The organism is Phocaeicola sp. GP0067 (genome assembly GCF_031119655.1).
GTDB lineage: Bacteria > Bacteroidota > Bacteroidia > Bacteroidales > Bacteroidaceae > Phocaeicola > Phocaeicola vulgatus.
The window spans coordinates 160,598-173,376 of record NZ_JAVHZY010000007.1; the positions used below are offsets into that span (position 1 = coordinate 160,598).

Here is a 12,779-nt window from a genome sequence, read left to right on the forward strand (position 1 = left end):
AAAGACTTTGTCATACAGACTAAAACACATAATACGAATGGAAAAGACATGGAGATGGTTTGGGAAGAAAGATAAGATAACGCTTCCCATGCTTAGGCAAATCGGGGTGGAAGGAATCGTGACCGCCCTTCACGATGTACCTAACGGTGAAATCTGGGCTTTGGAAGCTATCAAAAGTTTAAAAGATTACATTGAATCTCACCAATTGCGCTGGTCGGTGGTAGAAAGCCTGCCGGTAAGTGAAGCTATCAAATATGCCGGTCCTGAACGGGATCAATTGATAGAAAACTACAAAGTAAGCCTTGCCAACCTAGGTAAAGCGGGTATCAAGACCGTATGCTATAACTTCATGCCTGTCATTGATTGGATACGTACCGATTTGGAACATCCTTGGGAGGACGGAACCAGTTCTTTGTACTTTGACAAGATCCGGTTCGCCTATTTTGACTGTATGATTCTTCAGCGTGAAGGGGCGGAGAAAGACTATACCGATTTGGAATTACAACAGGTGCGTGAATTGGATAAGACTATAACCGAAGCCGAGAAAAACGAATTGGTCGATACCATTATAGTCAAGACGCAGGGATTTGTAAATGGTAATATAAAGGAGGGAGACCGGTATCCGGTAACCATATTCCGCCGTCTTTTGTCTTTGTATGATGGGATAGACCGTGATGCCCTGCGTGAAAACTTACGTTATTTCTTGCAGGCTGTCATGCCGGTGTGTGATGAGTACGGTATAAATATGTGCATCCATCCGGACGATCCCCCTTTCCAGGTATTGGGCTTGCCGCGTATTGTGACCGGTGAGGAAGATATCAACTGGCTTCTCCATGCGGTTGATAACCCGCATAACGGGCTGACATTCTGTGCCGGTTCGCTCAGCGCCGGATTGCATAACAATGTACCTTTGTTGGCACGTATGTTTGCACACCGCACTCATTTTGTACATTTGCGCAGTACCAATGCGTTTCCCAACGGGAATTTTATAGAAGCATCTCATTTGGGAGGGCGTGCTCATGTGATAGAGTTGATCCGTATTTTTGAAAAAGAACGTCCGGGTGTCCCGATGCGTGTGGATCATGGGCGCATGATGCTGGATGATGCCGGCAAAGGATACAACCCGGGTTATTCGTTTCATGGCCGTATGATGGCCTTGGCTCAGATAGAAGGCATGATGGCGGTTATCAACGAGGAATCAAAACTTAAATCCTAGATTGACGTACATACTCACTTTATTGGCTCGGTTTGCATAGTTTATTGATGCCTCTAAGGGGCCGAACATACTATCCAAACCGTAGCCTATACCACAGCCGAACATGGTATCCTGTTCCAACAGGTACCTCAGCTTGCTTGCACTCAGCGCATAATTGCCCGTTAACGTCAGATAATGCACACTTCCCATCCGTTGGCGGAATTTCATGCTTCCTATCAGTAACGCATTCTTTGTTAATTCCACATTGTTTATCCCGACAAATGGTAGTTGCTGTTGCAGGAAACGTCCTTGCACATCCCCCCCCATCGCATTGAGTTTGGAGTAAGGAATATCTTTCCCTATCAGAAAACGTCCGTATATGGCAGGCAGTATGGAGAATCTGCGTGTAACGGGAATCACTCCCTGGCAATAGCCTTTTATGGCAGAGAAAGGAGCGTGGTCGTCATATTTGGTGAAATTATCCGTATAAAGTGAATAGGACGCTCGTGCTGATATGCCTTTGGTAGGGAAATATGCCTTGTCGAAAGTTTCGTAATGCATTTGTGCGAAATAGCTGAAGAAGTGTTCTGTTCCTACGTCAAAACCTTGGTTCCCTTCCTGGTATAGGAATTTGTCGTAGTCATATAATTCATACCTCAGCCCCACGGCAAAGCGTATGTTTTTGTACCAAACATCCGAAAAGGATAATTCTCCCAAATGATAGCGGTAGGTAGAGTTATGTGATTTATCTCCATGATGGTAAAAGTTTATATCATTGTACTGGAACATATATGCCAGTCCGATGTTCTTCAATGGAGCCGGTTCGAATCCATAATCTATGCGGGCGGCATAACGTTTGCCCAATCGTCCTGTCAGTGACAGCGTAGTGGGTACTTTTCCCCGGAAATTGCTGGTGACATTAATGAGCAGACTGGCTGTTTCTTCCGAATCAAAACGGATTCCTACGTTCAGCTTATTCTCATATTTCTTGCTTAAAAGAAAATGCAGGTTATAACCTCCGCCGGGGGCTTCGGGCAGATTGTAAGTGGCGCTGGAATATTCCAGATTGGAGCATAGTATGGCTGTTGCTTCTTCTATGCGGCGAAGGCTTATTTCGGAGTCTTCTTTCAAATCACAGCGCTTCAACAGCCACCGTTTGTCTTTTTCGTCCAATCCGTCAAAGGTGATTTCTTTTATATACACTTTGCGGTTGGGGGAGTACGGATAGCTGGGAAGGGGTTTCGGCATATAGGTACTGTCCAGCCCCAGTTCCTGCTTCAACTTTATCAAGGAGTTTTTTTGTGCCAATGCCGCTTCTTCTCCCCGACGAATCAGTGTGTCCACCGCACTGGGGGTGAAACTGGCGGCAGAATACCCCTCCACATCCACCTTTATATATGTATCGGTTTCTTTCAGATTCTTTTTATAAAGTTCCAGTCCCATTAAATTGATGAGTTGCCCCAAGATACTGCCGGTGCTATTCAGTTCGTTGGCGGGTTTCAAGTCATTTTGAACATCCACTCCTATAATAATGTCCGCCCCCATGGCACGCGCTACATTTACAGGGTAGTTGTTTACCACACCTCCATCCACTAGAACCATACTGTCCAGCCGGACCGGAGTGAATACTCCCGGTATGGCCATACTGGCCCGCATGGCCGTAGCCAATACACCTTTGTGAAAATTTACCTCGTTGCCATTTACAATATTTTCGGAAACACAGGCGAAGGGAATAGGTAACTTGTTGAAATCGATGGAATCATGATATCCTACGGTCAGCTCACTGAACAGGTTTGCCAGGTTCTGTCCCTTTATCAATCCTCCTACGGCTTGCGTTTTGGCATTTTTACCGAATGGCAGGGAAAATACATATTTTTCGGAAGCCTCCCGTTCCGCCATATTCTGTTCGCTGCGTGGTATTTTGTCACTCAGCAGAAAGGACCAATCCTGCCGGCGAACCATGCTATCCATCTGTTCAGGAGTATAACCGATGGAATAAAGTCCGCCTATAATGGAGCCCATACTGGTCCCTACCACGTAATCTATAGGGATACCCGCTTCTTCTATAACTTTCAAAGCACCTATATGTGCCATTCCTTTGGCTCCTCCGCCGCTGAGAACAACGCCCACTTTTTTTCGGGGACCAGGTTGGGCCGTTGTGTGAACGGAGATACAAAGTAACCCTGCTGCTATTAACAGGGTCGGGAATTTCATTTTTTTCATTTTACTATAAATCTAGTTTAAGTTAAAAAACAAAAACAGTGCAAAGATGGTCTAATCTTTCAGCTTTCACAAGTGCTGATTGTCATAGATATTGGTCTATTTTGCTGCTGAGGTTTCAAAGATAGGGAATTGTACCGGAAAAAAGAATTTTGTATATCGCTTTTTTGTCGTACCTTTGTCTGTGTAACGAAAAAAAGTATGGATAATTTTGCAGCAATAGACTTCGAGACGGCAAATAATGAACGTACCAGCATATGTAGTGTAGGGGTGGTTATTGTGAGAAATGGTGAGATAGCCGACCGGTTCTACAGCCTCGTTCATCCCGAACCGGATTACTATTTGTATTGGAACACCCGTATTCATGGATTGACACAGGAAGATACTGCCCATGCTCCTGTTTTTTCGGAAGTATGGAAGCAGGTTGCCCCTAAAATAGAGGGGCTTCCGCTGGTTGCGCATAACAAAGCCTTTGATGAGGGGTGTTTGAAAGCCGTGTTCCGTACTTATTGTATGGATTATCCTGATTATGACTTTTATTGTACCTATCAGGCTTCCCGGAAGCTGAAAGGGTTGAGAAACCACCAGTTACATACGGTGGCCGGTTTTTTTGGTTTTGAATTGGAGAATCACCATCATGCGCTGGCTGATGCTGAGGCGTGTGCATGGATTGCCAGACAGATTCTGTGAGTTATAATAAAAGATTTATGATTTCTGAAACCCATGATACAAGAAGATACTTATAAAACCATTACAGACATTGCCGAAGGCATATATACGGAGAAACGGAGTAAATTTATAGCTATTGCCATTCCGGTACGTACCATAGAGGAAATAAAGCAGCATCTTGACACGTATCAGAAGAAATATTACGATGCCCGCCATGTGTGTTACGCTTATATGCTGGGGCATGAAAGGAAGGATTTCAGGGCAAATGATAACGGAGAGCCTTCGGGTACCGCAGGAAAGCCTATTTTGGGGCAAATAAATTCCAATGAGCTGACGGATATCCTTATTATAGTGGTCCGTTACTTTGGAGGTATAAAATTGGGAACCAGCGGACTGATTGTCGCTTACAAGGCAGCCGCTGCCGAAGCAATAGCTGCTGCTGATATAGTGGAAAGAACAGTGGATGAAGAAATCACCGTATCCTTTGAATATCCTTTTATGAATGATATCATGCGCATTGTGAAAGAAGACGAGCCTGCCATCTTGGAGCAATCATATGATATGGATTGCCTGATGAGGCTCCGGATACGTAAATCCATGATGGGAAAACTCCGTGCACGTCTGGAGAAGGTGGAAACTGCCCGTATTATTGAATAACTCTGTCGGTACGTCGATATTTTTGGGGCCATATTCACTGCGTTCACAGCAGATGAGAAGAATACGGAATGTGGCTGTAAAATGTCTTCCCCATATCAAATGAAACATATTTGTAATATGGATGAAATATTACAGATATACCGAACCTATATCTTTGCAGCCGTAAACAAAGAAAGTCACATTAATAAAAATGAGAAATACACTTGTAGCGTCTGCTTTTACAATGCTGAGTATTGCAACTGCTTCCGCACAGCTGACTATTCCTAAAGAATATCTGCCGGAAGTACATGGAACGATCCGCGGTAAATATGAACTTCAAACCACTAACGGAATGCAACGGTTCCAGGTACGTAACGCCCGTGTCAGTCTGGACGGGAAGGTTCTTCCGGTAATTGCTTATAAAGCTGAAATAGACTTGTCCGATGAGGGAAGCATCAAGATGCTGGATGCATATGCCCGCTTTGTCCCCAATGATACATGGAATGTCACACTAGGACAGATGCGTGTGCCTTTCACCATAGACGCTCATCGATCTCCCCACCAACAATATTTTGCCAATCGTTCGTTCATAGCCAAACAGGTGGGGAATGTGCGTGATGTGGGTGCTACCGGAGCTTTCTCTTTAAAGGAGGGACTGCCGTTGAAACTGGAAGGCGGACTGTTCAACGGCTCCGGACTCACCAATCAGAAAGAGTGGCACAACACGTTGAATTATTCTGTTAAGCTTCAATTGATGCCGTGGAAAAATTATAACTTGACTTTGAGTACCCAGAAAATACATCCCGATAAAATCAGCATTTATATGTATGATATCGGTACTTACTACGAGTTTGATAATTGGCATATAGAAGCCGAATACCTTTATAAAACTTATGCGAAAAACTCATTTGATGATGTACATGCTTTCAACGCCTTTGTCAATTACGACTTGTTTATCAAGAAAGGCCTGTTCCGGAAAATTTCATTTCTAGGACGTTATGACAGTATGGGAGATCATAGTAACGGTAATGCGGATGAAGATGGTAAGCTTTACATTACCGATTATTCCCGCCAGCGTGTGACTGGAGGTGTGACATTAAGCTTTGGAAAGGCTTTTCAAGCGGATTTGCGTCTTAATTACGAGAAATATTTCTATGATAAACTATCTTTGGCAAAAGAGTCCGAACAAGACAAGTTTGTGATGGAATTAATGGTACGGTTCTGAAAAAAGCAGGGGGACACTCCCTGCTTTTTTGCTGTTTGTCCTTCTTGTCTTTTCCTTTTCCATCCCTGCCTTTATTCCGGAACTCACCGGCATATCCGTGATATTTCTTCGGGTAACAGGCTTTTCCTCGACAGGCAGTGCGCCTTCTTCCGCCAAGGAGACAAGCCTATCCCCATCTCTCTTTCATCATATCTTCCAGTTTCAGCAGCTCATCCCTGTATTGTGCAGCTTCTATAAATTCCAGCTTCTTGGCAGCTTCCTGCATCAGTTTCCGGGTACGTTCTATCGTTTTCTCCATCTGTGGCTTGGTCATATACTGAACAATCGGGTCGGCAGCCGTTGTATCGGAAGATGGCTCGATGTATGCCTTGGGACCTTGAGTGGTTCCGGCAACTTCGTTGCTGTTGTTGCCCAACAAGGCAGCATTCCGCGCACGCTGTATCTGTTTGGGGGTGATTCCATGCTCTTCGTTATATGCCAGCTGTTTTTCACGACGGCGGTTGGTTTCGTCTATCGTTTTTTTCATGCTGTCCGTCATGCGGTCTGCATACATGATTACTTTTCCATTGATATTGCGGGCGGCGCGTCCTGCTGTCTGGGTCAGAGAACGGTGGGAGCGGAGGAACCCTTCTTTGTCTGCATCCAGAATGGCTACCAAAGACACTTCAGGCAAGTCCAGACCTTCACGAAGCAAATTCACACCCACCAGTACATCATAAACGCCCTGACGTAATTCATCCATAATCTTGACGCGTTCTAAAGTGTCCACATCGCTGTGGATGTAGTTGCAGCGGATGTCATTGCGCAGCAGATATTCGGTCAATTCTTCTGCCATGCGTTTGGTAAGCGTGGTCACCAGTACACGTTCTTCTTTCTCGATACGTTGCTGTATCTCTTCCATCAGGTCGTCAATCTGATTCAGACTGGGGCGTACTTCAATTACCGGGTCCAGCAATCCGGTAGGACGGATAACCTGTTCAACGATAATGCCTTCACTTTCCACCAATTCATAATCGGCAGGTGTGGCACTGACATAAATCACTTGTTTGGCCAGTTCCTTGAACTCTTCAAATTTTAGAGGACGGTTGTCAAAAGCCGACTCCATCCGGAAACCATATTCCACCAAATTGGTTTTTCTGGCCCGGTCACCACCATACATGGCACGTATTTGCGGTACGCTGACATGGCTTTCGTCTATTACAATCAGGAAATCATCCGGAAAGAAGTCCAGCAGACAGTAAGGACGGGTACCTGCATTACGCCCGTCAAAGTAGCGGGAATAATTTTCTATGCCCGAACAATGCCCCAGTTCGCGAATCATCTCCATATCGTATGTCACGCGCTCATAGAGTCGTTTCGCCTCATACATTTTTCCTTCCTCCTCGAATTTGGCCACCTCTTTCGTCAAGTCGTCCTCAATCTGATGAATAGCTCTCAACTGGCTCTCTTTGGTGGTCATAAAAAGATTGGCCGGATAAATTTTGTATTCATCAAAAGTTGCCAGACGGATTCCCGAAACAGGGTCTATCTCTTCAATGGCATCAATTTCATCGTCCCAAAACATAACCCGGAGGAGATTGTCGCTATATGCCAGGTAAATGTCTACCGTGTCACCTTTTACGCGGAAATTCCCGCGATTCAGTTCTATGTCGTTACGCACATACAGGCTGTCCACCAAGCGGCGTAAAAATACATTCCTGTCCAGCAGTTTGCCTTTTTTTATCTCGATTACGTTATTATAGAAATCCGACGGGTTCCCCATACCGTAGATGCAGGACACGGAAGACACCACCACCACGTCCTTCCGTCCCGACAGCAGGGCAGAGGTGGCAGCCAGCCGCAATTTGTCAATCTCTTCATTAATGGCCAGATCCTTTTCTATATAGGTGTCGCTGGACGGCAAGTATGCTTCCGGCTGGTAATAGTCATAATAAGATACATAGTATTCCACAGCATTATTGGGAAAGAAACTCTTGAACTCTCCGTATAACTGGGCTGCCAATGTTTTGTTATGGCTTAATATCAAGGTGGGCTTATTGATGTTTTTAATTACATTTGCAATCGTGAAAGTCTTGCCGGACCCGGTGACCCCCAATAAAGTTTGTGCGGGGACTCCTTCCAGCACCCCTTCGGTCAGCTGGGCGATAGCTTCCGGTTGGTCGCCGGTGGGTTGGTATTCGGAAATCAATTCAAAATTCATAATAGCATGTTTGGTTTAATGAGATGTAAAAATACAGTTATTTCCTTAGATATTATCTATTCATCTCTAAAAAATAGACTCTTGTCGACTTTTTAGCATTTAAAAACATGGAAATATTGCATTATTCGGTGGAAAGGCGTAAATTTGCGCAATTATTTGAATAAGATGAAAAAATATATCATTATAGCTCTTGTCTCCGGTACGGTTCTAACGTCTTGTGGAGAGTATAACAAAGTTTTAAAAAGCACGGACTACGAATACAAGTACGAAGCGGCCAAAAGTTACTTTGGCAAAGGGCAGAATACTAAGGCGGCCACCATTCTGGAGGAATTGATTACCATTATGAAGGGAACGGATAAGGCTGAGGAATCACTTTATATGTTGGGTATGACCTACTATAATCAGGGTGACTTCATCACAGCTTCGCATTATTTCACCACTTATTATAATACTTATCCGCGTGGGGTCTATACGGAACAGGCCAGATATTTTTCAGGAAAAGCATTGTTCCTGGATACTCCGGAGCCTCGTTTGGACCAGTCGAGCACCTATAAAGCTATTCAGGAGTTGCAGATGTTTATGGAATATTTCCCTACCAGTAGCCGTCGGCAGGATGCACAGCAAATGATTTTTGATTTGCAGGACAAGCTGGTGATGAAAGACTATCTGGCTGCGAAATTGTATTATGATTTGGGCTCTTATACAGGAAACAGTACTTATAGCACTACCGGTAACAACTATTTGTCTTGCATCGTTACCGCCCAGAATGCTTTGAAAGACTATCCCTATACCAAGATGCGCGAAGATCTTTCTATCCTGGTCTTGCGTGCCAAATATGATATGGCGAAAGCGAGCGTGGAAGAAAAGAAAGAAGAGCGTATGCGTGAAACGATAGATGAATATTATTCTTTCAAGAACGAGTTTCCCGACAGCAAGTATACTAAAGAAGTGGAGAGCATCTACAAGGATGCCAATAAGTACGTAAAAGAATTTAATGAATAAAACTAAATAAGAAATTATGGATTACAAAAAGACAAACGCTCCAAGTAATACTGTTACCCGTGACATGATGGATTTATGTGCAGACACAGGTAACATTTATGAAACTGTTGCTATCATTGGCAAACGTGCCAACCAGATTAGTGTTGAGATGAAGAATGATCTTTCAAAGAAATTGCAGGAGTTTGCCTCATACAACGATAACCTGGAAGAAGTCTTTGAAAATAGAGAGCAGATCGAAATCTCACGTTATTACGAAAAACTTCCGAAACCGACATTGATCGCTGCTCAGGAATATGAAGAAGGCAAGGTTTATTTCCGTAATCCTGCTAAAGAAAAAGAGAAACTACAGTGATTTTTCATTTGGGGCTGTGCAAAAGGTCTTTACCGCAGGTTACGCAGATCGTTCTATTTTGAAACATGAGTCGTTTCGTGTGGAAACTGTATCAATCTGAGTAATCTGTGGTACATTTTGATGCACCTCACATTATATTAGCCCTGTTATGCTGAACGCAGTGAGGAATCTGATAACCATTCACTTTGTGTTTTCAGGTTTTTCACTGCGTTTAGAATGACGGGTTGTATGATTAAAATTAAAGAGACTATGATACAACGCATTCAATCTGTTTATTTACTTGTTGTTACCATTTTGATTATTATTTGCCTGTGTAGTCCCGTAGGCTCATACATAGGAAGTGATTATAGTGTTTCCGCTTTAACAAATCTGTGTCTTACTATGGCGGATGGTACTAAAGATTATGCTCCATGGGCCTTGTTTGTGATTTTGCTGGTTGTTGCGGTTCTTGCTTTCGGCACTATCTTCTTGTTCAAAAAACGCATGTTGCAAATCCGTCTGACTATTTTCAGCACCATTTTGTTGATCGGGTATTATGCCACATTGGTCACTTTTATTTTTATGTTGAAAGAAGAGTCTATGACATTTTCTCCTTCATGGACTGTGTGTCTGCCGTTGGTTGCCATCATTTTGAATTGGCTTGCCATCCGCGCCATTGGTAAGGATGAGGTATTGGTTAAAGCATACGACCGTTTGAGATAAGCTGAGGGAATTATTATGTATGATATAAAAAGCCTGCAAGATGAATCTTGCAGGCTTTTGTATTATGAGAGAGAGTCCTTTTTTTATTTAGTAATATCTATCAGATAACTCAGCCGTATGCCTATGAATGAATGGGCTGATCTTTCGAAGAAATCTCTTTTCGAGTTCTTGTAAAAGTCGCTCAATCCCATGTAGTAACGTCCTTCCAGCAGGAAATGTCCGATACCGGTACTTACTTCCAGACCGGCGCCGGCTGTGATACCATAATCAAATTTATTCTCCACCTCTTTACCGTGTTCCGGTCTTGTTGTAGAAGTAGTCCAGTTTATCTTTTCGTTGTCACCCAGGAAAAAGCCGATTTGTGGTCCTGCATTGAAAAAGACCTTCACTCCCCGGTTCAATGCATCCTTGCCGAATGCCAGATGTGCCATGAAAGGGATTTCCAGATAATTCATGGTGCGGCTGTAAGAATTGCCGGAATCATCTTCTATCTTTTCGTCCCATCCGCGTTGTGAATAGTTTATTTCCATTTGCACGCCACACATCATCTTGAAATATTTCTCGGACATATATCTCATGGTAACCCCCATAGACATGGTGTTCAAGGTGTTCAGTTTGATTTTCGGGTTGAAGCTGACGGAACTCATGTTCAGACCACCATTGATGCCGACGGCAAAATTATGACGTTCTTCACCCAACTGTGCAGCTGCCGGCAATGCAAAGAGCAATGCCAGTACAAACAGCCCGAAGTTCTTATACTTTTTCATTATTCAAAATCAAGTTTAATCAGTTCAAAGTCCTTGGTAAAATGAACGAAGAACACTTTACGATTGATAAATCCACCCCAGTTGTTTACGCGTTCAAATTTAAATCCGGTCTGGATAGGGGTGACAGCCACCTTGTCCAGTTTGTCTTCCAGTTTGTTGCCGTATTGGGACAGGCCCTTCAGGAAGAAATATCCTGTATCGAATCCCAGCATACCATATTTAGGGAATGAGTTGAGCATATCCTTGCTGTACCATTTGCGGTAAGCCGATGAGAACTGAACGGCTTCCGGAAATAAATTGTTTGTGTAAAACGAAGAATAGAAATAGGTGTCCAGTTCATAGAAACTGGCCAGATGGTCGTTGGTATAGGTCTGCCATTCCGGATAGCCGAATAACTGCATACGGTAGTCGGGATTGTCACGGGAGGTCACAATCAGTTGTGGTAACAGTTTTATCAATGCCACGTTGGTGCCGGAAGTCGGGATGAATACATTATCCATACTATGGTTCATCGCGCCTTTCAATGATTCTGGAGTAATATTTTCCCCTTTTAATTCGGTAAAAGGAATGCGTTTGGTTTTTAACTCCTCTTTCAGTCCTTTTATAAAATCCACTTTGTCTTTGTCACCATCTTCTGCATCCAGGAAGATAACATTGGCGGTTGTAAACTTGCGGGTAAAATGCTCGTAAACCTCCGAGTACAGATAAGATTGGGGAGTATTTATCTGATAGATGGCGGGATTGCTGAAAACTTCATTCCCTTTGGAGGTAAAAGGTACTACCAGCCGGATATTGTTTTTCTTGGCGAATTCCGCAACCGGTTTCACCTGGTCGGGATAAGCCGGGCCGAAGATAATATCCATGCTCTTCAATTCACTTCTATCCAGAATGTTCTTGATGGAAGAAGTATTGTTATGGGTATCGTATGAGTACAGGTCGATGGATACTCCTTTTTCCTTCAAGCTGTCTACTGCCATCAGGAAGCCTTCATAGTATTCCACCATACGTGTCTGTTCGTCACGGTTGCCCTTGCCGTCTGTCATGAATGGCAGCATTACGGCAGCTTTGATGGTAGATATTTTGCGTGCCTCCTTCTTGCTTTCATTAAACAGCTGGTCGTCCGTGGGGATTACGGCAGGCGTATTATCCACAGGCGTTTCAGTCTTTGTATCCTTAGGATATGGAATACAAAGGAACCTTCCTTTTTTCAGTTTTTCGGTACGCAGTTCAGGATTGGCGGCAATCAGTTCGGCTTCTGTAATGCCATACAGGCGGCTGATGCTGAATATCGTTTCCTTGCGTTCCACTTTATGCATATCCCTGCAATTGGGTTTCAGTGGGGTGGAAGTGGTGGCCGGTCTGATAGTCTGTGCGGCTTTCACCTCGTTCATGATTATCTCCTCGCTGTCCGTCACTTTGGCGGGAATTACGATAACCTGTCCGATACGGAAATTCTCCGCGCTCAGTCCGGGATTTGCCTGGCAGATGCGTTGTGCGGTTACTCCATAGCGTTGTGTCAGCTTGTACAAGGTTTCACCCGACTGGATGGTATGGAACATCTGCTGTTCCGTTCCGATGTTCTTTTGTGGAATCTTCAATGTTTCACCGGTTTTAATTTTCTGGTCGCTGCCGGGGTTCATTTTAACGATATCACCGGTAGTGACATTATACATGCTGGCTATGGAATAAAGACTTTGCCCTTTGGTAATGGTGTGCAGGAAATAGCCGGAAGACTGTGTTTGAGCCATCATTCCGGTGCTGCTGGCAGACAAGGCTGCGATAAGATATAATGCTCGAATAAATTTCATTTG

General features: G+C 43.9%; 11 protein-coding genes. 7 read left to right on the top strand and 4 right to left on the bottom strand.

What is annotated here, in order from left to right; translation table 11 throughout:
- Window positions 1–37: 37 nt before the first annotated feature.
- Window positions 38–1,216 (top strand): mannonate dehydratase, encoded by a 1,179-nt coding sequence (uxuA, locus tag RE317_RS08140; RefSeq protein ID WP_008668632.1) that lies wholly within the window; start codon window positions 38–40, stop codon window positions 1,214–1,216.
- Here uxuA and RE317_RS08145 read toward each other — a convergent pair.
- Window positions 1,199–3,418, bottom strand: coding sequence for a patatin-like phospholipase family protein (locus RE317_RS08145; protein WP_008781510.1), 2,220 nt, complete (start codon window positions 3,416–3,418; stop codon window positions 1,199–1,201). The two genes, uxuA and RE317_RS08145, sit on opposite strands and share 18 nt — an antisense overlap.
- A 198-nt stretch (window positions 3,419–3,616) precedes the next feature.
- Here RE317_RS08145 and RE317_RS08150 point away from each other — a divergent pair, with 198 nt between their 5' ends.
- From RE317_RS08150 to RE317_RS08160, 3 genes are all read left to right on the top strand, one after another.
- Window positions 3,617–4,105 (top strand): 3'-5' exonuclease, encoded by a 489-nt coding sequence (locus tag RE317_RS08150; RefSeq protein ID WP_005846646.1) that lies wholly within the window; start codon window positions 3,617–3,619, stop codon window positions 4,103–4,105.
- A 33-nt stretch (window positions 4,106–4,138) separates the two neighbouring features.
- Window positions 4,139–4,741: a YigZ family protein gene (locus RE317_RS08155; RefSeq protein ID WP_005846644.1), complete on the top strand. Its 603-nt coding sequence runs from the start codon at window positions 4,139–4,141 to the stop codon at window positions 4,739–4,741.
- Window positions 4,742–4,931: 190 nt separating this feature from the next.
- Window positions 4,932–5,945: a porin gene (locus RE317_RS08160; RefSeq protein WP_008668638.1), complete on the top strand. Its 1,014-nt coding sequence runs from the start codon at window positions 4,932–4,934 to the stop codon at window positions 5,943–5,945.
- A gap of 166 nt (window positions 5,946–6,111) precedes the next feature.
- On the opposite strand, the gene uvrB is transcribed toward RE317_RS08160, so the two are convergent.
- Complete coding sequence (gene uvrB / locus RE317_RS08165) at window positions 6,112–8,145, bottom strand: excinuclease ABC subunit UvrB (protein ID WP_117829605.1); 2,034 nt, start codon at window positions 8,143–8,145, stop codon at window positions 6,112–6,114.
- Window positions 8,146–8,310: 165 nt separating this feature from the next.
- On the opposite strand from uvrB, the gene RE317_RS08170 reads away from it, so the two are divergent.
- From RE317_RS08170 to RE317_RS08180, 3 genes are all read left to right on the top strand, one after another.
- Entirely contained in the window at window positions 8,311–9,147 is an 837-nt protein-coding gene (locus RE317_RS08170) for an outer membrane protein assembly factor BamD (protein WP_005853238.1), read from the top strand.
- 16 nt (window positions 9,148–9,163) lie between these two features.
- Window positions 9,164–9,499: a DNA-directed RNA polymerase subunit omega gene (locus RE317_RS08175; protein WP_005846636.1), complete on the top strand. Its 336-nt coding sequence runs from the start codon at window positions 9,164–9,166 to the stop codon at window positions 9,497–9,499.
- A 249-nt stretch (window positions 9,500–9,748) separates the two neighbouring features.
- Window positions 9,749–10,201: a DUF4293 domain-containing protein gene (locus RE317_RS08180; protein WP_005846634.1), complete on the top strand. Its 453-nt coding sequence runs from the start codon at window positions 9,749–9,751 to the stop codon at window positions 10,199–10,201.
- Between the two features lie 83 nt (window positions 10,202–10,284).
- On the opposite strand, the gene RE317_RS08185 is transcribed toward RE317_RS08180, so the two are convergent.
- The gene (locus RE317_RS08185; protein WP_117873787.1) at window positions 10,285–10,968 is read right to left on the bottom strand and encodes a porin family protein; all 684 of its coding nucleotides are present in this window, start codon (window positions 10,966–10,968) and stop codon (window positions 10,285–10,287) included.
- A complete protein-coding gene (locus tag RE317_RS08190) occupies window positions 10,968–12,776 on the bottom strand; it encodes a LysM peptidoglycan-binding domain-containing protein (RefSeq protein WP_005853240.1) in 1,809 nt (602 codons plus the stop codon). Before RE317_RS08190 ends, RE317_RS08185 begins: the two co-directional genes overlap by 1 nt.
- Between the last annotated feature and the right edge of the window lie 3 nt (window positions 12,777–12,779).

Excerpts from the sequence above, each read along its gene's own strand:
- uxuA (WP_008668632.1), top strand. The coding sequence starts at position 38 with ATGGAAAAGACATGGAGATGGTTTGGGAAGAAAGATAAGATAACGCTT.
- uvrB (WP_117829605.1), bottom strand. The coding sequence starts at position 8,145 with ATGAATTTTGAATTGATTTCCGAATACCAACCCACCGGCGACCAACCG.
- RE317_RS08145 (WP_008781510.1), bottom strand. The coding sequence starts at position 3,418 with ATGAAAAAAATGAAATTCCCGACCCTGTTAATAGCAGCAGGGTTACTT.
- RE317_RS08170 (WP_005853238.1), top strand. The coding sequence starts at position 8,311 with ATGAAAAAATATATCATTATAGCTCTTGTCTCCGGTACGGTTCTAACG.
- RE317_RS08160 (WP_008668638.1), top strand. The coding sequence starts at position 4,932 with ATGAGAAATACACTTGTAGCGTCTGCTTTTACAATGCTGAGTATTGCA.
- RE317_RS08180 (WP_005846634.1), top strand. The coding sequence starts at position 9,749 with ATGATACAACGCATTCAATCTGTTTATTTACTTGTTGTTACCATTTTG.
- RE317_RS08190 (WP_005853240.1), bottom strand. The coding sequence starts at position 12,776 with ATGAAATTTATTCGAGCATTATATCTTATCGCAGCCTTGTCTGCCAGC.
- RE317_RS08155 (WP_005846644.1), top strand. The coding sequence starts at position 4,139 with ATGATACAAGAAGATACTTATAAAACCATTACAGACATTGCCGAAGGC.
- RE317_RS08175 (WP_005846636.1), top strand. The coding sequence starts at position 9,164 with ATGGATTACAAAAAGACAAACGCTCCAAGTAATACTGTTACCCGTGAC.
- RE317_RS08150 (WP_005846646.1), top strand. The coding sequence starts at position 3,617 with ATGGATAATTTTGCAGCAATAGACTTCGAGACGGCAAATAATGAACGT.
- RE317_RS08185 (WP_117873787.1), bottom strand. The coding sequence starts at position 10,968 with ATGAAAAAGTATAAGAACTTCGGGCTGTTTGTACTGGCATTGCTCTTT.